Origin of the sequence: Ottowia sp. (assembly GCF_047975795.1) — a bacterium.
Taxonomy (GTDB): Bacteria; Pseudomonadota; Gammaproteobacteria; order Burkholderiales; family Burkholderiaceae_C; genus Ottowia.
This window is the reverse complement of sequence record NZ_JBKEEE010000059.1, coordinates 25,706-47,358: the sequence shown is the minus strand read 5'-3', so window position 1 is coordinate 47,358 and position 21,653 is coordinate 25,706. Positions and strand designations below refer to the sequence as shown.

General features: G+C 62.9%; 19 protein-coding genes. 6 read left to right on the top strand and 13 right to left on the bottom strand.

Annotation, left to right across the window (positions count from 1 at the left end):
• Positions 1 to 226: 226 nt before the first annotated feature.
• Genes ACK5NW_RS09330 through rfbB form a run of 5 tightly spaced genes read right to left on the bottom strand, consistent with a single transcriptional unit; the run spans position 227 to position 4,545 of the window.
• Positions 227 to 1,024: a glycosyltransferase family 2 protein gene (locus ACK5NW_RS09330; protein WP_416927326.1), complete on the bottom strand. Its 798-nt coding sequence runs from the start codon at positions 1,022 to 1,024 to the stop codon at positions 227 to 229.
• Between the two features lie 48 nt (positions 1,025 to 1,072).
• On the bottom strand, positions 1,073 to 1,630 hold the full coding sequence (gene rfbC / locus ACK5NW_RS09325) for a dTDP-4-dehydrorhamnose 3,5-epimerase (RefSeq protein WP_416927324.1): 558 nt from the start codon (positions 1,628 to 1,630) through the stop codon (positions 1,073 to 1,075).
• On the bottom strand, positions 1,627 to 2,529 hold the full coding sequence (rfbA, locus tag ACK5NW_RS09320) for a glucose-1-phosphate thymidylyltransferase RfbA (RefSeq protein WP_416927322.1): 903 nt from the start codon (positions 2,527 to 2,529) through the stop codon (positions 1,627 to 1,629). The genes rfbC and rfbA overlap by 4 nt, the downstream gene beginning before the upstream one ends.
• 22 nt (positions 2,530 to 2,551) lie before the next feature.
• On the bottom strand, positions 2,552 to 3,457 hold the full coding sequence (gene rfbD / locus ACK5NW_RS09315; RefSeq protein WP_416927320.1) for a dTDP-4-dehydrorhamnose reductase: 906 nt from the start codon (positions 3,455 to 3,457) through the stop codon (positions 2,552 to 2,554).
• Positions 3,454 to 4,545: a dTDP-glucose 4,6-dehydratase gene (rfbB, locus tag ACK5NW_RS09310; RefSeq protein ID WP_416927318.1), complete on the bottom strand. Its 1,092-nt coding sequence runs from the start codon at positions 4,543 to 4,545 to the stop codon at positions 3,454 to 3,456. Before rfbB ends, rfbD begins: the two co-directional genes overlap by 4 nt.
• A gap of 179 nt (positions 4,546 to 4,724) precedes the next feature.
• On the opposite strand from rfbB, the gene ACK5NW_RS09305 reads away from it, so the two are divergent.
• The 5 genes from ACK5NW_RS09305 (at position 4,725) to ACK5NW_RS09285 (ending at position 8,418) form a co-directional block, all read left to right on the top strand.
• Positions 4,725 to 5,228, top strand: a complete 504-nt coding sequence (locus ACK5NW_RS09305) for a phasin family protein (RefSeq protein ID WP_416927316.1) — start codon at positions 4,725 to 4,727, stop codon at positions 5,226 to 5,228.
• 127 nt (positions 5,229 to 5,355) lie between these two features.
• Entirely contained in the window at positions 5,356 to 6,597 is a 1,242-nt protein-coding gene (locus ACK5NW_RS09300) for a DUF3108 domain-containing protein (RefSeq protein WP_416927314.1), read from the top strand.
• Positions 6,598 to 6,637: 40 nt separating this feature from the next.
• A complete protein-coding gene (locus tag ACK5NW_RS09295; protein ID WP_416927312.1) occupies positions 6,638 to 7,303 on the top strand; it encodes a TetR/AcrR family transcriptional regulator in 666 nt (221 codons plus the stop codon).
• A gap of 10 nt (positions 7,304 to 7,313) precedes the next feature.
• A complete protein-coding gene (locus tag ACK5NW_RS09290; RefSeq protein ID WP_416927310.1) occupies positions 7,314 to 8,087 on the top strand; it encodes a hypothetical protein in 774 nt (257 codons plus the stop codon).
• Between the two features lie 70 nt (positions 8,088 to 8,157).
• Positions 8,158 to 8,418: an acyl-CoA-binding protein gene (locus ACK5NW_RS09285; protein WP_416927308.1), complete on the top strand. Its 261-nt coding sequence runs from the start codon at positions 8,158 to 8,160 to the stop codon at positions 8,416 to 8,418.
• A gap of 52 nt (positions 8,419 to 8,470) precedes the next feature.
• On the opposite strand, the gene ACK5NW_RS09280 is transcribed toward ACK5NW_RS09285, so the two are convergent.
• The 3 genes from ACK5NW_RS09280 to ACK5NW_RS09270 all read right to left on the bottom strand — a co-directional run bounded on the left by ACK5NW_RS09280 (position 8,471) and on the right by ACK5NW_RS09270 (position 12,809).
• Positions 8,471 to 9,607: an aminopeptidase gene (locus ACK5NW_RS09280; RefSeq protein ID WP_416927306.1), complete on the bottom strand. Its 1,137-nt coding sequence runs from the start codon at positions 9,605 to 9,607 to the stop codon at positions 8,471 to 8,473.
• 44 nt (positions 9,608 to 9,651) lie between these two features.
• Positions 9,652 to 11,688, bottom strand: coding sequence for a tetratricopeptide repeat protein (locus ACK5NW_RS09275; RefSeq protein ID WP_416927304.1), 2,037 nt, complete (start codon positions 11,686 to 11,688; stop codon positions 9,652 to 9,654).
• Positions 11,689 to 11,840: 152 nt separating this feature from the next.
• Positions 11,841 to 12,809, bottom strand: coding sequence for a LysR substrate-binding domain-containing protein (locus ACK5NW_RS09270; protein WP_416927302.1), 969 nt, complete (start codon positions 12,807 to 12,809; stop codon positions 11,841 to 11,843).
• A gap of 368 nt (positions 12,810 to 13,177) precedes the next feature.
• Between ACK5NW_RS09270 and ACK5NW_RS09265 the strand changes: the two genes are divergently transcribed.
• Positions 13,178 to 16,522 (top strand): mechanosensitive ion channel domain-containing protein, encoded by a 3,345-nt coding sequence (locus tag ACK5NW_RS09265; RefSeq protein WP_416927300.1) that lies wholly within the window; start codon positions 13,178 to 13,180, stop codon positions 16,520 to 16,522.
• 9 nt (positions 16,523 to 16,531) lie between these two features.
• Here ACK5NW_RS09265 and ACK5NW_RS09260 read toward each other — a convergent pair whose 3' ends face one another.
• The 5 genes from ACK5NW_RS09260 to gshB all read right to left on the bottom strand — a co-directional run bounded on the left by ACK5NW_RS09260 (position 16,532) and on the right by gshB (position 21,487).
• Positions 16,532 to 18,475 (bottom strand): cation:proton antiporter, encoded by a 1,944-nt coding sequence (locus tag ACK5NW_RS09260; RefSeq protein ID WP_416927298.1) that lies wholly within the window; start codon positions 18,473 to 18,475, stop codon positions 16,532 to 16,534.
• A gap of 118 nt (positions 18,476 to 18,593) precedes the next feature.
• Complete coding sequence (locus ACK5NW_RS09255; RefSeq protein WP_416927296.1) at positions 18,594 to 19,451, bottom strand: M48 family metallopeptidase; 858 nt, start codon at positions 19,449 to 19,451, stop codon at positions 18,594 to 18,596.
• A gap of 193 nt (positions 19,452 to 19,644) precedes the next feature.
• Positions 19,645 to 20,136 (bottom strand): YbhB/YbcL family Raf kinase inhibitor-like protein, encoded by a 492-nt coding sequence (locus ACK5NW_RS09250; RefSeq protein WP_416927294.1) that lies wholly within the window; start codon positions 20,134 to 20,136, stop codon positions 19,645 to 19,647.
• Positions 20,137 to 20,198: 62 nt separating this feature from the next.
• Positions 20,199 to 20,399 carry a hypothetical protein gene (locus ACK5NW_RS09245; protein WP_416927292.1) on the bottom strand — a complete coding sequence of 67 codons (201 nt, stop codon included), beginning with the start codon at positions 20,397 to 20,399 and terminating at the stop codon, positions 20,199 to 20,201.
• Between the two features lie 137 nt (positions 20,400 to 20,536).
• A complete protein-coding gene (gene gshB / locus ACK5NW_RS09240; RefSeq protein WP_416927290.1) occupies positions 20,537 to 21,487 on the bottom strand; it encodes a glutathione synthase in 951 nt (316 codons plus the stop codon).
• Between the last annotated feature and the right edge of the window lie 166 nt (positions 21,488 to 21,653).

The following is a 21,653-nucleotide window of genomic DNA, read 5'->3' as shown; positions in this document are numbered from 1 at the left end:
GGTGGGCGCAGTTTAAAACGACCCGCCCACGCTGAACGGCCCCACCTGCACCTGACGCGTAAAGCGATCGCGCTAATTTAGAAATGGGGGGGGGGTAAACACCATGAAGCACGACTGCCAACACCATCGGCACTGCCACCGGTCACAACAGCACGGTACCCCAGCCAGACGCGCACGATGACAGCCAGGACAACATCAGCAGAGCACCCAACCAAGGTGATCATGATCAGGGGCGGGGCATGTGCGCAGAGCGACTGGTTTTCTGTTGACGCTGCCGCCACGCCCGCCACACGGATGAGCGCCACAGCCGCCACAGGCTGCCCACGTGCCACCCAAAGTGCCGCAGATCGCGCCTGCTGGCGCGGCGGCCGGTGTGTTCGACCACCGCGCCATTGCAACGCTTGATCTGCCAGCCCGCCAGTTGCAGGCGCAGACACAAATCGACGTCTTCGCCATACATGTAATACGCCTCGTCAAAGCCCTGAATGTCGGCAAACGCTTGCCTGCGCAGCAGCATGAAAGCGCCGTTGACCCAATCTGGCTGCTCGCCCTCGGCCACCTCTTGCCGCTGCCCGCCCGGTCTGTAGCGCGCCCACAGGCGGGCCGGGGTAGGCACCAGGCGCTCATGGTCTTGTCGGCGCCCATCAGTGCCAAGCTGCACCGGGTAAATCAAGCCTGCTTGCGGTGCGCCAGCGCTTTCTTCTTGCATGGGCCGAAACGGGCTTTGCTGCCAGCGGATGTCCGGGTTGAGCACGGCAAACAGCGCGCTGGCGCCCAACTGTCCATCGCGGGCGAAGGCCCGGTTGTGGTTGGCTCCAAAACCGATGGGACGATCGTTGTCGATCCACACCAGATCGAAAGGCCAGTCCACCAGCCCGGCTGCGCCGCGCTTGTCTGGCTCGGGCACATTGCGCGTGACGATCACCCGTCGAGGCACCCCCTGTTTCAAGTCGGCCAGGCGCAATAACAACTCGTCTACATCCGCGCCATGCCCGTGGCTGACCACCGAGACCGTGATATCCAAGGGCATTACGCCGCCTTCGCCCCTGTCAAACGTCCACCAAGTCCCACATCAGGCCAACACCTCGGCGCGCGCCAGCGGCACGCCCGCACGGTCTTTGTCGGACAGCAGTGGCTCAGTGATACCGTGGGCGGCCAGCGGCCATTCGATGCCGATGGTGGGGTCGTCCCAGGCGATGCTGCGTTCGAACTCGGGCGCGTAGTAATCGGTGGTTTTGTACAAAAAATCAGCGCTGTCGCTCAGCACCACAAACCCGTGCGCCATGCCAGCGGGCACCCACAACTGGCGATGGTTGTCGGCCGTCAACTCCACCCCCACCCAGCGGCCAAACGTGGGCGAGCTGCGCCGCACGTCCACCGCCACGTCAAACACTGCGCCCTGCGTCACCCGCACCAGCTTGCCTTGCGGTTGCTGGATTTGGTAATGCAGGCCACGCAACACGCCTTGGCGGCTGCGGCTGTGGTTGTCTTGCACGAAATCAATGTCCAGTCCGGTGGCCTGTCCAAAGGCACGGCGGTTGTAGCTTTCCATGAAAAAACCACGGGCGTCGCCAAACACTTTCGGCTCCAGCACCAGCACGCCATCAATGGCCGTGGTTTGCGCGTTCATGCGTGGCCTTCCGTGCGCTGCTGGCGCAGCATGCCCAGCAAATACGCGCCATAGCCGCTTTTGGCCAGCGGCGTGGCCAGGCGCTCAAGTTGTGCGTCGTCAATAAAGCCTTTGCGCCAGGCAACTTCTTCGGGACAGGCGATTTTCAAACCCTGCCTTCGCTCCAGCGTGGCAATGAACTGGCCCGCATCCAGCAAGCTGTCGTGCGTGCCGGTGTCCAGCCAGGCGTAGCCGCGCTGCATGATTTGCACATTGAGCTGGCCTTGCTGCAAATACGCTTCGTTGACGGCGGTGATTTCCAGCTCGCCACGCGCGCTGGGTTTGACGGCCTTGGCGATGTCCACCACCTGGGCATCGTAAAAGTACAGACCCGTGACGGCGTAATGGCTCTTGGGGATTTGGGGTTTTTCTTCGATGCTGATGGCGCGGCCACTGGCGTCGAATTCGACCACGCCGTAGCGTTCAGGGTCGTGCACGCGGTAGGCGAACACGGTGGCCCCTTGGCTGCGCGCGTCGGCGTCGGCGTCGGCCAGCAGGGACTCGAAGTCGTGACCATAAAAAATGTTGTCGCCCAACACCAGCGCACTGGGCGCGCCGCCGACAAACTGCTCGCCGATGATGAAGGCTTGCGCCAGCCCATCAGGGCTGGGCTGCACGGCGTATTGCAGATTGACGCCCCAGTGCGCGCCATCGCCCAGCAGTTGCTCAAAGCGCGGCGTGTCCTGCGGTGTGCTAATGATGAGAATGTCGCGCATGCCCGCCAGCATCAGCGTGGACAGCGGGTAATAAATCATCGGCTTGTCGTACACCGGCAGCAGTTGCTTGCTCAGCGCCAGCGTGGCCGGGTGCAGGCGGGTGCCGGAGCCGCCGGCGAGGATGATGCCTTTGCGTGGTTTCATGGTCGGATGCATCTCTTCGCTGTCAAAGAATCTCGGCCATCATGCGCCGCACCCCGTCTTGCCAGGGCGGCAGGCGCAGGCCGAACGTGGATTGCAGCTTGCGCGTGTCCAGGCGCGAATTGTGCGGTCGCTTGGCAGGCGTGGGATAGTCCTTGGTGGCCATAGGCAGTACTTCTTTTGCTTTTAATGGAACAGCTGTGTGCGCTTGTTGCGCCTGCGCCAGAGCGTATTTTGCATATTCAAACCAGGTGGTTACACCGGCTGCCGCCAAGTGGTAGGTACCGCCGCATTCAGGCCGCGCGCGCCACTGGCGCAGCGCGTGGGCGGTGACATCGGCAATCAGGTCAGCGCCCGTGGGCGCGCCCCACTGGTCGTTGATAACCGTCAGGCGTTCGCGCTCTTGCGCCAGCCGCAGCATGGTCTTGACAAAGTTGCCGCCGCGCGCGGCATACACCCAACTGGTGCGCAAAACCAAATGCTGCGCCGCACTCTGGCCAATGGCCTGCTCGCCCGCCAGCTTGGTCTGGCCGTACACGCTTAAAGGGCCGGTGGCATCGCCCTCGCGCCAGGGCTGTTCGCCACGGCCGTCGAACACATAGTCGGTGCTGTAGTGCACCAGCAGCGCGCCGCTGGTGGCGGCTTCACGGGCCAGCACGGCAGGAGCGTCAGCGTTGATGCACCGGGCCAGATCGGGTTCGGACTCGGCTTTGTCCACCGCCGTATACGCTGCGGCATTGACGATGATTTGCGGGCGTACGGCGCGCACGGTGGCGGCCAGTCCGTCCAGATCGGCCAAATCACCCGCCAAAGGCCCCGACAGCCCATCGGTGCCGTGCCGATCCAGCGCCACCAGCTCGCCCAAAGGGGCCAGGCTGCGTTGCAGCTCCCAGCCGAGCTGGCCGTTTTTGCCCAGCAGCAAAATCCTCATGCGGCCCGCCCTGAATCATCCGCCACGCCCGCAGCGCCATATTGCGTGGCGACCCAGTCACGGTAAGCACCGCTTTGCACATGGCGCACCCAGTCGGGGTGGGCCAGATACCAGGTCACGGTTTTACGAATGCCGGTTTCAAAGGTTTCGGTGGGTCGCCAGCCCAACTCGCGCTCGATCTTGCCAGCGTCGATGGCGTAACGACGGTCGTGCCCCGGGCGGTCGGTGACGTGGGCGATTTGCTGGCGGTAGCTCTGGCCATCGGCGCGCGGCGACAGCTCGTCCAGCAAGTCGCAAATGGTGTGCACGATGGTGAGGTTGGTTTTCTCATTCCAGCCGCCCACGTTGTAGGTCTGCCCGGGCTGGCCCGCTTGCAGCACGCGGCGGATGGCGCTGCAATGGTCGACAACGTACAGCCAGTCGCGCACCTGCTGACCGTCTCCATACACCGGCAACGGCTTGCCCGCCAGGGCGTTGACGATCATCAGCGGAATCAGCTTTTCAGGAAAGTGGTACGGCCCGTAGTTGTTGGAGCAGTTGGTGGTCAGCACCGGCAGCCCGTAGGTGTGGTGCCAGGCGCGCACCAGGTGGTCGCTGGCGGCTTTGCTGGCGCTGTAAGGGCTGTTTGGCTCGAACACATGGTTTTCCGTAAACGCCGCCGCATCAGGCGTCAGTGAGCCGTACACCTCATCGGTGGACACATGCAAAAAGCGAAACGCCGCTTGCTGCGCCTGAGCCAGCCCAGCAAAGTAGCCGCGGGTTGATTCCAGCAGGTTGAACGTGCCCACCACGTTGGTGGCGATGAATTCGCCCGCACCATGAATGGAGCGATCCACATGGCTTTCAGCGGCAAAGTTGACGATGGCGCGCGGGCGGTGCTCGGCCAGCAGGCGCTGCACCAGCGGCGCATCGCCAATGTCGCCTTGCACGAACACATGCCGTGCGTCGCCTTGCAGTGCAGCCAGATTGGCCAGGTTACCTGCGTAGGTGAGCTTGTCCAGGTTCAACACCGGCTCGTCGCTGTCCGCCAGCCAGTCCAGTACAAAATTGCTGCCAATGAAACCGGCCCCGCCGGTGACCAAAATCATGCGCACCCCTTTTTGCTGCGCGCCGCATTGTCATGGCAGCGCAAAGCTGGGAATTATTTCATGGGCGGCATTCAGCAACTTGCAGCACCAGCCAGAGCGCGTACAGTCGGGGCTGCACGTTTTTTTACACCTCCGTCCGCCAATTCTTACTGTTTGTTCTCGCCCAAGGAGACCGCGCCATGACCACCAAGCCGCGCCACCCCGCTAACGCTGCCGCTGCCGCCCCCACTGTTGACGACCACGCTGCCGCCGGTCACGCCTCGCCCACCAACGTCTGGCTGGCGGGCATGGGCGCGCTGGCCAATGCACAGGCCGAGGGCAACAAAGCCTTTGAAGCCCTGGTCAAGCAAGGCATGGCCATCCAGCAAAAAACCCAGACCATGGCCCGCGCGCGCATGGCTGAGGCCACCCAACAAATGGAAGCCATGGCGCATCAGGCCACGGCCGGTGCGGCCCCGTGGAACCGCCTGGGCGGCATTTTTGAAGACCGCGTGGCCCAGGCCCTGCACAGCATGGGCATGCCCACGGCGCAGGATCTGGCCGCGCTGACCGCGCGCGTAGAAGCGCTGGAGCAGCAACTGACCGCCACCCGCACCAAAGCCGGCTCCAGCACGCCCACAAAGACCGTCACGCCAAAAACAGCGGCACGCAAACCCACCCCCGCGACACGGAAAAAAGCCTAATCGGCAGCGCCCCGGCGCAAGCAGTGAACCAACTTTCTCGCACAAGCTCAAACCGCTCTTTCCAGCCTGGATTGCGGCCTTGGTTTCACGGCATCTCACCGCAACCCTACCGATCTTGAACCCCTCCTTGTCTTGGCCGCCCCTTGTGGCAGCGCCCCGCCGCCCCTTGTGGGCCGTCACCGTGTTGGTAGTGACCGTCCACGCCGCCCTGCTGTGGGGCTGGCCGCGCATGGATGCCAGCAGCCGCGCCAGCCTGGACGGCAGCGCCTTCATGACCCGGCTGGTCGCCGCACCGGCTGCGCCCATGCCCAGCCCCAAACCGGCACCCACACCACCTGCGCCGCCCATCGAGCGGTCAAAGCCCCGGCCCAAACCACCTCAACGCAAGCCGCAACCGGCCACGCAGTCTGCGGCTGAAAAAGCCACGCCAGAGCCGCCGCCCGAGGTCAGCACAACCACCAACGCCGCACCATTGCCCCCGCAAAGCAGTGGCGGCATCGCTGCCGCCAACTTGCTCAGGCCCAAGCCTGCGGTCGGTTTTGGCGGCACTTCGGCCCCCCAACCCATTGAGCTGACACTGAACGCCGCCACTGGCGAGGCTGCACTCAGAGCCACACAACCACCGCATCCAGACACCCTGCCGGTCAACGCACCACGTTCGGCCGTTCTGACCTACATGGCCAGCGGCACCATCGGCGGGCAGGCTTTCGAGCGCATTCCCAGCCCGCTCAACTGGCGCCAGGATGGCCGCCTGTACGACGCCCGCTGGGCGCTGTACAGCCCGCACATTGGCGAACACACCCGCACCAGCACCGGCTTGCTGGCCCCGCAAGGATTGATCCCCATCACCGCCAGCTTGCGCACGCCTGAGCTGCAAACCACCCACTTCGATTACGCCACCGAGCGCGTGCGCTTTGACCGCGATGGTGACAACGGCGACGCCGATATGCCGCTGCCCGCTGGTGCACTGGACCGGGTGGGCGCGCTGATCCAACTGGGCGCGCTGCTGTCTGCCGACCCCGAGCGCACCGTGGCCGGACAGGTCATCAAACTGCCCGCCGCGCGTAACGCCACGGTGGGTCTGTGGCGCTTTACGGTCGAGGGCGAAGAAAACCTGCCCGCGCTGCAAACCGAGCAGGTGCCCACCGTCCACCTGATCCACTTGCCGCAAGACGCGCAAGACGCCCGCATCGACGTCTGGTTGGGGCGAACCCTTGATTTTTTGCCGGTTCGGCTGCGCATCAACGAGCCAAATGGCGATACAGTGGAGTACAACGTACAGACGGCTTATACGCAGCAGGTGCCCACGGCCACACCACCGCCGACCACCACCATGCCCACGACGCCTGAACCGTCTGAACAACAATAGACCACCAAGGGCCACCAAGCCCTAAAAGAATGAGGAGACCATGGTCAAGAAAGCGCCCCGACGCACCGCCGAGCGCATTCTGAACACCACGCTGGAGCTGTTCAACCGCTTTGGCGAGCCGAACGTGTCCACCACCATGATCTCGGCCGAGCTGAACATCAGCCCCGGCAACCTGTACTACCACTTTCCATCCAAGGACGAGCTGGTCAACACCTTGTTCGACCAATACGAAGGCCGCCTGTACACCCTGCTGGCCGCCAGCGAAGACGTGCTGGACGTAGAAGACGCTTGGTTCTTCCTGCACTCATTATTCGAGCTGATCTGGCAATACCGTTTTCTGTACCGCGACCTGAACCACCTGCTGTCGCGCAACCGCAGGCTGGAAACGCACTTTCCCGCCATCTTGCTGCGCAAGCGCGCCGCCTTCCGTCAGTTGCTCGACATCCTCTACCCCGACCCCACCACCCAGTCCAGCGACGAACGCGAGCGCGAAGCCATGGCCGCCAGCATGGTGGTGCTGCTGACCTACTGGCTCAGCTACGAATACGTACTGCAACCGCGCAGCGCCATGGAACCCGAAAACGCCCAGGACGCCCTGCTGCGCGGTGCTTATCACGTACTGGGCCTGCTGGCCCCTTACCTGGCTGATCAGCCCCGGCAGCATCTGCTGGCCCTGATCGACGCCTACCACCGGCCCTCGCCCTGAAGGCCCACCCATGAGTGACTGGTTACCCTGCCCCTACAGTTCCAGCTACCGCTTTGGCGTCAAAAAAGTGCGCGCCCAATGGGACGTGCTGCACGCGCTGGATGCCGAGCCTTTGCCCGAAAACGAGGCCGTTTTGCACGCCTGGGCCTTGTTCCACAGCGGCAAATTCGAGGCCGCCGAAGCCGCTGGTTTGGCTGCCGGTTCTGCGGGAATGTCGGTTGCCAACCGGGCCACCGCCGCTTACGCCACGCTGCTCGAGCCGCACGAAAAAACGCGACTCGATCTGTACCAGCGCATCCTGCAACGCGCCCTGCAAGACACCGCCTTGCACCCCACGCGCGCCAGCGCCTGGTACTGGCAAGGCTACGCACTGGGCCGTTATGCACAAGGCATTCATGTCGCGCGCGCGCTGGCCCAAGGCATTGGCGCTCAGATCCGCTTTGCGCTGGAAACCACCTTGCAGCTGGCACCCAACCACGCCTTTGCCCATGCCTCGCTGGGCGGCTTTCATGCCGAGGTGATCGACAAAGTGGGGCCGCTGGTGGCCGCCATGACCTACGGCGCACGCGCCGACATTGCCCGGCGTCACTTGCGCGAAGCACTGCAACTGGCCCCCGATTCGGCCGCCATCCATTGGGATTACGCCAGCGCCCTGCTGATGATGAACGGTACCGCACATCTGGACGAAGCCACGCGCCTGCAAGAGCAGGCCACGCAAATCAAGCCGCGCGATGCCGTCGAGCGGCTGTGGGTCGAGCTGGCCCGCACACATCTTTCGTTGTAAAGCGCACCGCAAGCGTTCGCACACCCTGTTTCACTTTTTTCCTCAACCCCAAAAGAAAGACCCCTGCTGCATGTCCGAACTGAAGTCCCGTTTCGAGCAAGCCGTTGCCAGCACCAGCTTGGTGACCCAGCGCCCCAGCAACACCACGCTGCTCAAGCTCTACGCTTTTTACAAGCAGGCCACCGAAGGCGACAACGAAGTGGCCAAACCCGGCTTCGGCGACATGGTGGCCCGCGCCAAGTGGGACGCCTGGAAGAAGCTGGAAGGCACCAGCGCCGATGAGGCCATGCAGCAGTACGTGGCATTGATGACCGAGCTGATCGAGGCCTAATCTTGACACATAAAACAGCCTCTTTCGCTTGATGCACAAGCGACAATAGCTATTATTTAAATAGCGACCACAACTGGCTGACAGCAGGTGCCGCCTTTGCACGCGCCGCCAACGATTTCAGTTGCGCCTGGCGTTCATCATGCGGCTGCTGCGCCAGCGTGCGCACTGCCGCATGAAAACGCGGCCAATCGCCACCTTCGCGTGCAAACAGTGCCTCAAAGCCAGGCACCAGCGCGTCGTACGCCGCCTGCACGCCAAATGCTGCGTTGTTGGCTGCCGCCACCCAGGCGTCATAGCCGTCATACGGCGCGCCTGCGGCAGCCCATTGCGCTTTGAGGGCGGCATAGTCGTGGCGAAAGCGCGCCATCACCTCGGCCTTGGCGGCCAGCATGGCTTGCGCACCCCTGTTTGCATCCATGCCCGCGTCAGCTTTACGGGCATACACAATGTGCAGCGCATCGCGTGTCTGCCGCGTCAGCGCGCGGAAAGCTTGTCTGCGCTGATCCAGCCGCGCATAGCCCTGCCGCGCGGCATCGTCCGCCTGTGTGGTCAGCCAGTGGCGCACACCCAGGCGCTCTACTGCGGTGGCGTACGATTCGTTGAACATGGTGTCGTCGTCCACGTACACCACCTGATGCGCCAGTTCATGAAAAATCATGCGCGCCAGCTCGCCCTCGGGGTAGTGGATAAAGGTGGACAGCAGCGGATCACCCCCGACCCAGTTCAGCCAGCCCAGGGTGGAATACGCAGGCACGCCGTACACCCGCACTTCCAGCCCTTCGCCCTGCTGCAACTGGGCGGCCAATGCACGGGCGTCGGCCTCATCGTAATAGCCGCGGTAGCCGACGCAGCCCAGCACCGCAAAACACCAGCGCTTGAGCGTCAACGCGTCGGGCGGCGCAGCGGCCACATTCCACACCGCCGCGCGGCGCTTCAAGTCGCTGTAGCGGTGGTAACTGGCGTTGTCGGGCAAGGCCAGATCGGTCACGGCAAAGGCGCGGATGCGTTGGGCCAGCAGCAGCCGCTGCCGCAAATCGTCCGCCGTGGCCGGATCGGCCAGCACGTCTGGCACCGGGCGGGCGACCGTCATCACACCAATATGGCCGCGCACCGATTGCGCGTAATACCCGACCGTGCTGCACCCCACGCTGCCCCACACGCCACCGACGATGACGATCAGCAGCGCCATGATCCAGCGCCACCGGTGCGTCCTGCCCCTGATGCCTGACGCCTTCATGCTGGCAAGGCAGGCACGTCAAAACTGGCGGGCGGCAAACCCTGGCGCTGGCGGACGCACAGGGTGTACAAGGCACTTTCCAGGTGGCGCGTAAAGCGCTCAGTGTCGAACAAGGGGCTGCTCAAGCGGCCAGCGGCCAAGCGCTCGCGCAAGCCGCGCAGGCGATCTGGCTCCGTGGCCAATTGCACCGCCAGCGTTTCGTACTCAGCTTCAGAATGCGTCACCAGCTCGGGCAGACCCACTGCGTGCAGCAAGCTGGCGGCCATGCGCCCGGCAAAGCGGTTGCCCATCTGGCAAAGCACCGGCAGGCCCGCCCACAGCGCATCGCTGGCGGTGGTGCCGGCGTTGAACGGCAAGGTGTCCAAAAACAAATCGGCCTGCCGGTATTGCGCCAGATACTGCGCATACGATGTGCGCCGTGCAAACACTAGCCGCTCAGGGGCCACCCCCCGCGCCTGAGCCTGGGCGCGCAGCCGCGCCTGCACCGCCGGGGTTTCGCCCAGCAGCCACAGCACGCTGCCGGGCACGGCGCGCAGCACGCGCATCCACACGTCAAACGAGTGCGGCAACACCTTGTACGAATTGTTCAGGCAGCAAAACACAAAACCTGACTCAGGCAACCCCAAGCTGCTGCGCGTGGGCGTGTGTTTGGCAATCTGGCGTTGGCGGTCGTTAGCCTGAAACACCTCGGGCAGGCGCACCACCTGCTCAGAAAACTCATGCTCGCTGCCCGGCGGGCAAACCCAACGGTCGCCCACGATGTAGTCCACCTCGTCCATGCCGCTGGTGCCCGGAAAACCCAGGTACGCCACGTGCAACGGCGCGGGCCGCGCCAGCAATATGCCCGGCTGAACATGGCCCGTGGCCCCTTGCAGGTCAATCAGCACATCCAGTTGCAGCGCCCGAATGCGCGCGGCAATGTCTTCTGCCGCTTGTGTGCCGCACTCCTCAAACTGGTCAAACGCCGCCACCACGCGGCGGCGCAAGGCCGTGTCCGGTACCGCCTTGGGGCAAATGTCGATGCCGATGATTTCAAAGCGCGTGCGGTCATGCGCCTCAAACACCCCGGCCATCAAATAACTGACGGCATGGTCTGTCAAATCGCCCGACAGATAGCCCACACGCAGCCGCCTGCCCAATAGTCCATCGCCCGGCGCAGGCGGTGTGGAGTTTGGTTGGCATTGGGTGCCTTGCGTTTGCTGACGCAGCTTAGCGCGCGCATCGTTGACGCAGGCGCGCGCGCCGCGCAACAACTCCTGCGCGCTGGCCCACGGGTGCGACAGCATGGCAAATGGCGCATCAGCGCTGGTGTGCCGAGCCACCTGCGCCTGCACCTGCGGCCACAAGGACGGCAGTTTGTCCCACCATGCCCACTTTTGCGCCTGCCGCATCAGCTCTAGCTGAAACTGCACGTTGTCGGGTGCCAGCGCCACCGCGCGCTCCAGCGCAGGCATGGCCTCTTCCTGTTGATTCAGCGCTATCAGGGCGCGCGCCAGACCTGCCCAGGCCTGCGCCAGATGGGGGTTGAGCGCGATCGCGCGGCGGTAACTGTCAGCCGCCTGCGCGTCCAGCGACTGCTCCATGTCGCGCAAGATGTTGCCGCGGTTAAGCCATGCCTCGGCGTACTGCGGTTGCAAGGCCAGCGCGCGCTCGACGCTGGCCAGCGCCTCTTGCCAGCGGTGCGCGCCATGCAGCACCTTGGCGTGGTCGTACCACAGCCGGGGCTGCGCAGACTCCAGCGCCAGCGCCCGGTTCAAGCTGGCGATGGCCTCGTCGTGCCGTCCAAGCTCGGACTGCGCCGCGCCCAGCGCCCACCAACTGCGCCCATCATTGGCGTTCAACTCGATCGCTTTTTCCAGCGCTTGCACCGCCTCATCAAACGCGCCCGCCATCAACTGCGCCTGCCCGAGCAGTTGCCAGCCCGCCCCCAGTTCAGGCTGCTGATCGAGCACGGCGCGCAGCTCGGCAATGGCTTGCGGGATGCGACCTTGCCCCAGCCATTGAGCCGCCTGCTGCAAAGAAGGAGTGGTCATGCGGTGGCGGGCAACACGAATGTGGGGCCGCCAGGATTTGAAGCAGCCACCGGTTGAATACACACCATCTTCGTCTGAATACTCATTATTTAATAGCTACATTCGCCTTGCATAAAAGCGCCAGACCGATTTTATGGGAAGCCTTGATGGTTTCAGGTGGACAGTCTCTCCACCCCCGGCAGCTCACAGGCATAGACAGCGTTGCGCAACGCCGCAATCGCTTCATAGCGTGTAAAGCTGCGCCGCCAGACCAGCACCACACGGCGCGTGGGCGGGGCATTTTGCTCGTCCCGAATCGGCAGGTAACGGATCAGCGAGGGCAGCGCATCCTTGGCTTGCTCTGAAGGCGTGGTCAGCAAATGGCCAGGCACGGCCAGGCGCGGCACCAGGGTCACGCCCATGCCTGCGGCCACCATGTGCTGGATGGTTTCCAGTGACGAGCCTTCAAAGCTCTTGCGTATGCCCTCAGTGTCGCTGGCAAAGCGCACAAACTCAGGGCAGACCTGGAGTACGTGGTCACGAAAACAGTGGCCGGAGCCAAGCAACAGCATGTGCTCTTCTTTAAGCTTCTCGGTGGTCACCGCCTCGCCCCGCGCCAGCGGATGTTGGGCGGGTACGGCAGCCATGAAGGGTTCGTCGTACAGCGCGGCCACGGCCAGGCCGGTGTCAGGAAAAGGCTCGGCCAAAATGGCCGCGTCAATCTCGCCGGTGCGCAGCATCTCCAGCAGGCGCACGGTAAAGCTCTCTTGCAAGATCAGCGGCATTTGCGGCGTCAGCGCAATGTTCTGCCGCACCAGATCGGGCAGCAGATAAGGGCCGATGGTGTAGATCACCCCCAGCTTGAGCGGGCCGCTCAAAGGGTCTTTGCCGCGCTTGGCAATTTCCCTGATCTCGGCGGCCTGCTCCAGCACGCTTTGCGCCTGGCGCACCACCTCTTCGCCCAGTGGCGTCACGGCCACTTCGCCCGCGCTGCGCTCAAACAGCTTCAAATCCAGCTCGTCTTCCAGCTTTTTGACGGCCACCGACAGCGTGGGCTGCGAGACAAAACACGCTTCTGCGGCCTTGCCAAAATGCTTTTCCCTGGCGACCGCCACAATGTATTTCAACTCGGTCAGCGTCATCTTCGGTCACTCCGTCATGCGTCCATGTGCCATGGGTTAGGTTCCCTATTTTTGATTTTTCTGCCACTCGCCCACCCATGCGCCGATCATCCGTTCCCGCATTACAGCGCTTAGCGCAGCCTTCAAAATACACCCGCATCAAAGGGGTACGTTGAAAAAATCTGAGGCATTTACTCGACATTTCAATCGACACCGCCTTCGGCAGGGGCAAGAATACCCGTTCGCTGCCCGCCACCGCAAACCCTTCTTTGTTGCTGACCCCTATGCCGCGCACTCCTTCTGATTGCATCACCCCGTTGGTTTCATGGTGCCTTAGGACATGGGCGTTATGGGCACTGATAAGCACAGCACCTGCGTTCGCGCAAACCATGGGTTCAGCCATCGACCCAGCAGCAGATCCGACGACCAATGCGATCACCGCCATTGCACCTGCGGCCAACACGCCGACATCGCTCAGCACCCAGATCGACAGCCTGACGGCCCAGGTGGCCGCCTCTGAGCTGACGGACGAGCAAAAAACACAAGCCCAGGACGCGCTTAAATCGGCCAGCGCCGCCCTCGCCAGCGCCGCCACCATGCGCGATCAGGCCACCACCTTGCGCAGCCAGACCCGGCAAACCAACAGCCAAAGCCCCGTTGCACCCGCAGACCCCACCGACGTGGCCGAGCAATTTGCGCAGTGGCAAACCCGCATGCACCACGAAACCAGCATCGCCACCTTAGAGCGCCTGCTGGCGGACGAACGCAACGCCAGCACCCAGTTGCGCCAGCAGGTTGACCAGCTGTCAGCCAGCCTGTCTGCACTGCTGACGCAGCCCGCCCAAATCAGCGATACCCTGGTTACCTTGCAGCAGCGCTCCGATCAACTGGTCAACCCCGAACCTGCCGCATCGCCCACTGCCGCCAGCCCACCGCTGGTGCAGCGTGCCCAGGATGTGCAGCGCGAAGCAGAGAAAGTGCAGGTCAATGCCGAAATCAACCTGCGCCGCACCCAGCAGGACACGGCAGGAGCGCGCCAAAATGCATTGCAAGCGCAATTGCAGACGCTGCAACAAGCGCTGGCGCACCGGGAGCCACGGGCCGCCTGGCTCAACCAGCGCATCGCCCAACTCAGCCGCCAAAAACTGGTCGATCAGGCCGCTGCCGCACAAGCTGCGGCAGAGCAACTGGGCAAGCAGGGGCCGCCTGCGCTGGCCGATCTGGCACGCTCTAACGCCCAACTGGCCCAGCAGGTCATGGACGACAGCGCCGCGCTGACCAGCGACCGCGAACAACTCACCAGCGATGAGCAGTCGCGCGAGCAAATCAGCGCCGTGCTGCGCGATGCCCAGGCACGCTTGAACCTCAGCGGCAACAGCGCCGTCCTTGGCCACTGGCTGTGGCAAAAGCGTCTGGAAATGCCCTCTTTGCGCGCCTTGGAACGCAAGCGCCACCACCTGCTGGCGCAATTGTCCGATTTGCGACTGCGCCAATATGCGTTGGCCGACTTGCGCCGAGCCAGCGTCAGTGCCACCACATCAGTGCCAGACGTTGACAGCAACGTCACCGCCATCGAATGGGCACCGTTGCGCAACCAGCAAAGCCAGTTGAGCACGCAGCTCACACCGCTGCTGTCCCAGCGCGTGGCTATCCTGGAACAGCGTGACCGCATGCTGTCCACCATGATCGACCGGGGTAACCAGTTGCGCACCTTGATGGACCGCGAACTGCTGTGGATACCCAGCCACCCCCCCATTAACCTGAAGTGGCTGCACACCTTGCCGCAGCAGCTAGTCGCTGGGCTAAAAGGCATTGAACTTGCTGCTGCAGGGCGAACCGTAGCGTCCGATGCCCGCCAGCGGCCCTTGCGATACATCGCCTATGCGCTGTTACTGGTTGCGCTGTGGCGTTTGCGTCGCCATGCGCTGCAACGCCTTCGCGTCCTGGCAGAGCGCACACGCGATGTGCTGCACGACAGCTTTGCCCACACTTCCCAAGCGTTTGCATGGTCTTGCGCCGTGTCGCTGCCTTGGCCATGTGCTTTTTTGGGCGCAGGTTTTTTGCTGCGCAGCCTGAACGAAGGCCATACCCATGACGTAGAGACCTTTGGTGAAACCTTGATATTTCTCAGCGTCATGGGTCTGGTGCTGGCCTTGCTGCATGCCTTGATACGCCCTGACGGGTTGGCCGAAGCACATTTGCGCTGGGGCGCTGCGCGCCTGAACCACATCCGTCGTACCTGGTTGATTACCACCTGTCTCCTGGTGCCTGCCAGCTTCATGACCGTCTGGCCGCTTCGGCGCGGCGTGGACATCGCCATTGACGCGCATGCACGACTGTCCGCCATTCTGATCGGGGTCGGTATCGGCATATCGGTCATCTGGCTGCTGCGGCGCGAACGCCTGTGGCCCAACATGCCAGACTGGCTGCACAGGATTTTGTTATTCACCATTCCTGCGGGCTATTTTTTCTGCGCCCTGGCCGCCATGGTGGGCTATGTGTTTTCATCGGTCGTACTGATCGAGGCGCTGCTGAAATCGGCCATGGTGGTGGTGCTGGCCCAAACCGCCTACGGCATGCTGGACCGCTGGCTGCTGCTCAGTGAACGCGCCCTTGCCCTGAAAGCGCGCCAGCGCGCGCACCAGCATGGCGGCGATGTGGTTGACCAGGAGTCTGGTGCCGCCACGCGCGCCGATGACAGTGCGGCACTGGAGCTGGTCACCGTCAGCGAGCAAGGCCGACGCCTGCTGAAAGTGGTACGTATCTGCCTGATGCTGGTGGGCCTGATCTGGGCCTGGGGCGAAGTGGCCCCTGCGCTAATGCGCTTTGACGCCATCAACCTCTGGCACTTCAGCGACAAAGGTGCTGACGGCAAAGCCATCATAGGCACCGTCACTGCCAGCGATTTGATGCTGGCCCTGCTGATCAGCGCGCTCACTTTCAGCCTGGTGCGCAATATTCCCGGCCTGGTGGAGCTGGCGCTGTCAGCTTCGCGCCGCATCACGGCGTCCACCCGTTACACCACCACCATGCTGCTGCGCTACAGCACGGTCATGCTGGGCACCATCAGCGCGCTGGGGCTGCTGGGCATACGCTGGTCACAACTGCAATGGATGGCCGCTGCGCTGACGGTGGGACTGGGTTTTGGCTTGCAGGAAATCTTTGCCAACTTTGTCTCGGGCCTGATCCTGCTGGTTGAGCGCCCTTTCCGCGTCGGCGACACCATCACCATCGACACCATCTCCGGCACCGTCACGCGCATCCGCACCCGCGCCACCGTGGTGCAGGACTTCGACAACAAAGAAAACATCATCCCCAACAAGACCTTCATTACCGGGCAAGTCATCAACTGGACGCTGTCCGACGAGGTCACGCGCGTCACCCTGCCGATTGGGGTGGCCTACGGCAGCCCGGTGCCGCGCGTGCACGAGCTGCTGCAACAAATCGCCTTGGAACAGCCCGTTGTGCTGAAAGAGCCGCCACCACAAAGCTGGTTCATGGCCTTTGGGGCCAGCTCGCTTGACTTTGAGCTGCGCATCTACGTCGATGGGCCAGGCAACCGCCTGCCAGTGCAAAACGCCATTCTGGGCCGCATTGCCGAGCTGTTTGCCGCCGAAGGCATTGAAATCGCCTTCCCGCAAATGGACGTGCACGTGCGCGACTGGCCGGGTGACACGGCCCCGCCTGTCATACCCTCAGCGCCGCCGCCGTACCCCGCCCAGCCCAGCGTCTGAGCGGCTGGGTTATTGACCCAGGATTTCGGAAGGCGACGGTTGTTGCTGCGGTAAAGGTGCAGGCGCAGATGCGGGTGCCGCCACCGATCCTGATTCCGAATCCGAATCCGAATCCGAATCTGGCATGGGCGTCGTGACCGCTTCATCGTCTGCATTGGCGCGGCGCACGCGCGCAGTGGGCGGGGCGAAGTAAATTGCTGTCCAATCCGGCTCCACCTTGAAGCGATGTTCTTGCGAATACAGCCTGAATTCGCCTTTGGGCGTGATACCGCCCAGCAGCAGCCAGTCAGCCGCACTGGCATCCAGGCGCTCTTTCATGGTCGTCCAGCGGTGCTGCTCGCTGACTTTGGTGTACTGAATAGCCCAGCCTTCAGCAATGCGGCGATTCAGCAGCGTAAAGTTGGCTTCAGGCGAAAAAGCGAAGTAGCCACGCATATCAATCGACAGGCGTTTGAATTCCTGGTCGGCTGCGCTGTGCGCCGAAGTCTGAAACGTGCGGTGATGGCCAAACTGCCGCCCCGCACCTTTACATACCAGTGCGTTGTAAAAGTCATTTTCCGTGGCAGCCAACAGATGGTTCAGGTTCTTGGCGTTCAGGGTGTGCTCGGTTTCTTCAGACAGCACCTCCCCATAGTGCACCGGTACTCCGGCCATGCGCGCCTCTTTCAGGTGCGTCCAGGCACCGTCGGCAATCTTGACTTCCACCTCCAGCCTGCGCAGCGCCATCGCCAGCGCCGTCGAAAAAGGCGAGCCGCCCACGATCAGCAGGCCATTGGGTTCGCCCGCCGACAGCTTCAGCCGCTTGGCCAAAGGCCCCAGCGTCAAGCCATGCACCAGCACCGTGGTCATGATGACCAAAAACACAATCGGCAACAGCCGCTCGGCATCCGGGTAACCGGCTTCCACCAGCGCCGGGCCAAACAAGCTGGCCGTAGCGGCCGCCACAATACCGCGCGGTGCAATCCAGGCCAGCATCCAGCGCGTTTCGCGCGGCACGGGCGATCCCAGCATGGCCGTCATCACCGACAGCGGGCGCACCCACAGCAGCAAGGCCAGCACAAACAGGATGGCACGCCAGTCGATCTGCGCCAGATGCTGCGGCCCCAGTTGCGCCGGAATGACGATGAACAAAATCGACAGCAGCACCACCGTCAGATTTTCCTTGAAGGTTTGCAGAGCCTGGCGCTCGACGATGGACATATTGCCAATCACCATGCCCATCACCGTCACCGACAACAAACCCGCCTCGTGCTGCACCAGATTGGAAAGCCAGTACGCGACCAGCACGAACACCATCAGGATCGGGGCCTTCAGGTGCATGGGCACCGCCCCGCGGCGGTACAGCCAGCCGGTCAGCCAGCCGCCACCGCCGCCCACCACCAGCCCCACCAACAGCGACAGCCCCAGGTCTTGCAGGCTTTCAGTCAGCGTCATCGCCTGCCCGCTGGTGAAGTACTGAAAGCTGATCACCGCCAGCAACACGCCCAGCGGATCGTTGACGATGCCCTCCCACTTGAACAGCGAAGCGGTATCGCGGTTTAAACGCGCCTGACGCAGCAGCGGCAAAATAACCGTCGGGCCGGTCACCACCAAAATGGCGGCCAGCACAATCGCCACCGGCCAGCTCAAGCCCGCCACGTAGTGCGCAGCCACCGCACCCAGCCCCCAGGCCAGCGGCGCGCCGACAAACACCAAACGCCCCACGCCGCTGCGGGTATGCCGCAGTTCGCGCAGCTTCAAATCCATGCCGCCTTCAAACAAGATGATGGCCACACCCAGGCCAATCATGGCGTTGAACGCCTCAGGCGAATCGCTGGGCGCAATCACTCCTGTGATTGGCCCCAGAATCAAGCCCATGCCAATCAGGATCACGATAGCGGGCAGCTTGAGCTGCCACGCCAGCCACTGGCTGGCCAGCCCGGCGCACAAAACGATTAAGAACAGCGTTGCCATAAACAGTGTGTTTTAAAAATCAAGCGCAGTCAGCCGGATAGCTCGTTTGCCGTCCAGGCGCTTTGTGGGTCTTACAGGGCGGCCATCCTAATGCACAGCCCCAAGATGACGCTGCGGCCTAGCGACGGCGCGTCCGCGCCGCGTCGTACAGCGGCATGACTTTAGGAATCGCCGCACGCAATGCCGCCATGCGGTCAGCCGGGGCAGGGTGGGTCGACAGCAAACTGGGGCCATTGCCGCCACCTTGCTGGGCCATTTTTTCCCACAGCGTGACGGCGGCTTGGGGGTTGTAGCCCGCGCGCGCCGACAGCTCCAGCCCGTACAAATCGGCTTCGCTCTCCATGCTGCGTGAAAACGGCAAGTCCAAAGCCAGTTGCTTGCCCATGTTGGCAATCTGCATCGTGCTCTGGCCTGCACCCAGCAGCGCGCCGCCAATCGACACGGCCAAGTTGCCCGCCGCCGCCTGCGACATTTTTTCGCGCGTGTGCTCACGCAGGGCGTGGGCAATTTCGTGCCCCATCACGGCGGCAATCTCATCATCACTGAGCTTCAACTGGCGTACCAGGCCGGTGTAAAAGGTGATCTTGCCGCCTGCCATCACATGGGCGTTCACTGTGTCTTCATCAATCAGCACCAGTTGCCACGGCCAACGCCCCGCATCGGGCCGAAAAGCCGCCACCTGCGGAATCAGACGCTGCATGATGGCGTTCACGCGCTGCCATTCGGCACCGCTGGTCAACAATGTGCCCTCGCCCTTGGCCTCTTGGTTTTGCTGGTTGTAATACTGCAACGATTGCTGCATCACCGTATCGGATGACACCAGCAGCAGTTGCGAGCGGCCTTCGCCCCCTGTGGTCACGCTGCCTGTGGTGGTGCTGGCACAAGCTGCCAGCAGCAGCGCACCCGCCAGCGCCACACTGGCCGTGCGCAGGTGCCCAGACGCCTTTTTGAAAGAATTCAAAAACAAATCAAGCATGGCGCTATTGTGCCTTGATCGTGCCTTGGTCGTGCCCTGATCGCAGCCTGATGACCCGTCTCCAACTCGGCCCGCACCCTCAACCTGCACCCCAGCGCATCGGCACCTTTTGCCGTCAGCGCGCTGGCTCCAGACAAAGCCGCCACGCCCGCTCCTGGCTGGCTGACCCGTCTCGCGTCAGTGCCCCAGCGTCTCAGCGCTCGTACAGCGCCGTCAGCCTGGCCTCAGCCAGCTTGGCAAAGTGAATGTTGAAGCCCACATAGGCCGCCGTGCAGTCGGCAGGCACGTCCAGCTTGTCGGTCTTGAGCGCATACAGCGTGAACACATAGCGATGCGGCCCGTGGCCAGGCGGCGGTGCAGCGCCGCCGTATTCGGCGCTGCCGAAATCGGTGCGGCCCATTTTCGCCCCCGCTGGCAGCGCCTTGCCGCCCGCAGCACCCGCACCCAGCGGCAAACTGGTCGCCTCAGCGGGAATGTCGTACACCACCCAATGCCACCAGCCCGAGCCGGTGGGCGCATCCGGGTCGTACATCATCAACGCGAAACTGCGCGTGCCTTCCGGCGCGCCAGACCAGATCAACTCAGGCGACAGGTTGTCGCCACCAGCGTCCATGGCGTGGTGGACGAACTGTTTTGGCAGCGTGTCTTGGTCGGTGAAGCTGCGGCTGCGGAGGGTGAAACTCATGGCGGGGTTCCTTGTGGCTGCAGGGGCAATTCGGGTTAAACCATCATAACCAGTTTGATATCTCAGTCGCTGCGACAGACCACGTCTTTTCGCCCACGATAGGCGGCACTCAAAAACAGGATCAGACGCATCACGGTAATAGCCAAAGGCTGGTTGGTCACCCCGCCATGGGCACGAAGCAACTCAATCAGCTCGTCAACAAGCGCACCGGCCTGATTGGCCGTGAGGCGAGGGCTGTCGTAAAACGCCTCCCAGACGGCCATCAATTCAGGATAAGAAGATGCCTATTTCTGTGCCAGCAAGAACAAGTATTCTTCATGGTGGCCAATGTGTTCATGCACTCCATTGGCATACATATCAAAACTCACGCCTTGCTCCTCCGTTCAAGGAACACTACTGATCAACGGGCCGTAGCCGCCTGCTCCACTGCATCCACAAACAGCGCAGGCACATCGCATCCCGTCTGATCCAGAATCTCCCTGAAGCATGTGGGGCTGGTGACGTTGATTTCGGTCACCTTGGTGCCGATGATGTCCAGGCCGATCAGCAGCAGCCCGCGCGGGGCCAGGGCTTGGCCGATGGCGGTGGCGGTGGCCCGGTCGGCATCGGTCAGCGGTTGGGCCACGCCTTTGCCGCCAGCGGCCAGGTTGCCGCGCACTTCGCCGCCCTGGGGGATGCGGGCCAGGCAGTAGGGCACGGGTTGACCACCGATGATGAGCACGCGCTTGTCGCCTGCCACGATGTCGGGCAGGTACTTCTGCACCATCACGGTTTGCGCGCCGTGCTGGTTCAGCGTTTCGATGATGCTGCCTAAATTCAGCCCGTCACTTTTGACGCGGAAGATGCCCATGCCGCCCATGCCGTCCAATGGCTTCAAGATGATGTCGTGGTGCTGGGTGTGAAAGTCGCGGATGGCTTGCGCCTCGCGCGTGACCAAGGTGGGGCCAATGAACTGCGGCCATTCCATAATGGCAAGTTTTTCAGGGTGCGCGCGCAGGGCGCTGGGTTTGTTGAACACGCGCGCGCCATCGCGTTCGGCCTGGGTGAGCAGGTGGGTGGCGTAAATGAATTCGGCGTCGAACGGCGGGTCTTTGCGCATCAGCACGGCGTCAAAGTCTTTCAGCGCGGTTTCGCGCGCCGCATCTTCGGTGAACCAGTCGCCTTCGCGGCCCGTCAACTGGATGGGGCGCACCTGCGCCGTCACCGGCTGGCCGGTTTGCCAGCGCAGGTGGCGCGGCTCGCAGGCAGCCAGTTGATGGCCGCGGCGTGCAGCCTCGCGCATCATGGTGTAAGTGCTGTCTTTGTAGGTTTTGAAAGATTCGAGCGGGTCGGCAACAAAAAGCAGTTTCATGGCGGCAAAAGAAAAACACCCTCTGCGGGCACAGCGTGTACTGTGGCACAAACGGGCAGCCATCACTGCATCAAGCCTTTGGCACCTTTATTCGCTTCTGAATTGATAGCCTTGAACGCATGCAAACATTGCGCCGAATGGCAAAATGGTGTCGTAAAAATTTGCC

Bases quoted from the DNA above. Each gene is read 5' to 3' on its own strand.
- ACK5NW_RS09270 (WP_416927302.1), bottom strand. From the start codon at position 12,809: ATGACGCTGACCGAGTTGAAATACATTGTGGCGGTCGCCAGGGAAAAG.
- ACK5NW_RS09290 (WP_416927310.1), top strand. From the start codon at position 7,314: ATGAGTGACTGGTTACCCTGCCCCTACAGTTCCAGCTACCGCTTTGGC.
- ACK5NW_RS09275 (WP_416927304.1), bottom strand. From the start codon at position 11,688: ATGACCACTCCTTCTTTGCAGCAGGCGGCTCAATGGCTGGGGCAAGGT.
- ACK5NW_RS09260 (WP_416927298.1), bottom strand. From the start codon at position 18,475: ATGGCAACGCTGTTCTTAATCGTTTTGTGCGCCGGGCTGGCCAGCCAG.
- rfbA (WP_416927322.1), bottom strand. From the start codon at position 2,529: ATGAAACCACGCAAAGGCATCATCCTCGCCGGCGGCTCCGGCACCCGC.
- gshB (WP_416927290.1), bottom strand. From the start codon at position 21,487: ATGAAACTGCTTTTTGTTGCCGACCCGCTCGAATCTTTCAAAACCTAC.
- ACK5NW_RS09280 (WP_416927306.1), bottom strand. From the start codon at position 9,607: ATGGCGCTGCTGATCGTCATCGTCGGTGGCGTGTGGGGCAGCGTGGGG.
- ACK5NW_RS09305 (WP_416927316.1), top strand. From the start codon at position 4,725: ATGACCACCAAGCCGCGCCACCCCGCTAACGCTGCCGCTGCCGCCCCC.
- ACK5NW_RS09295 (WP_416927312.1), top strand. From the start codon at position 6,638: ATGGTCAAGAAAGCGCCCCGACGCACCGCCGAGCGCATTCTGAACACC.
- ACK5NW_RS09285 (WP_416927308.1), top strand. From the start codon at position 8,158: ATGTCCGAACTGAAGTCCCGTTTCGAGCAAGCCGTTGCCAGCACCAGC.
- rfbB (WP_416927318.1), bottom strand. From the start codon at position 4,545: ATGATTTTGGTCACCGGCGGGGCCGGTTTCATTGGCAGCAATTTTGTA.
- ACK5NW_RS09245 (WP_416927292.1), bottom strand. From the start codon at position 20,399: ATGGCCGTCTGGGAGGCGTTTTACGACAGCCCTCGCCTCACGGCCAAT.
- ACK5NW_RS09255 (WP_416927296.1), bottom strand. From the start codon at position 19,451: ATGCTTGATTTGTTTTTGAATTCTTTCAAAAAGGCGTCTGGGCACCTG.
- ACK5NW_RS09265 (WP_416927300.1), top strand. From the start codon at position 13,178: ATGGGTTCAGCCATCGACCCAGCAGCAGATCCGACGACCAATGCGATC.
- rfbD (WP_416927320.1), bottom strand. From the start codon at position 3,457: ATGAGGATTTTGCTGCTGGGCAAAAACGGCCAGCTCGGCTGGGAGCTG.
- rfbC (WP_416927324.1), bottom strand. From the start codon at position 1,630: ATGAACGCGCAAACCACGGCCATTGATGGCGTGCTGGTGCTGGAGCCG.
- ACK5NW_RS09250 (WP_416927294.1), bottom strand. From the start codon at position 20,136: ATGAGTTTCACCCTCCGCAGCCGCAGCTTCACCGACCAAGACACGCTG.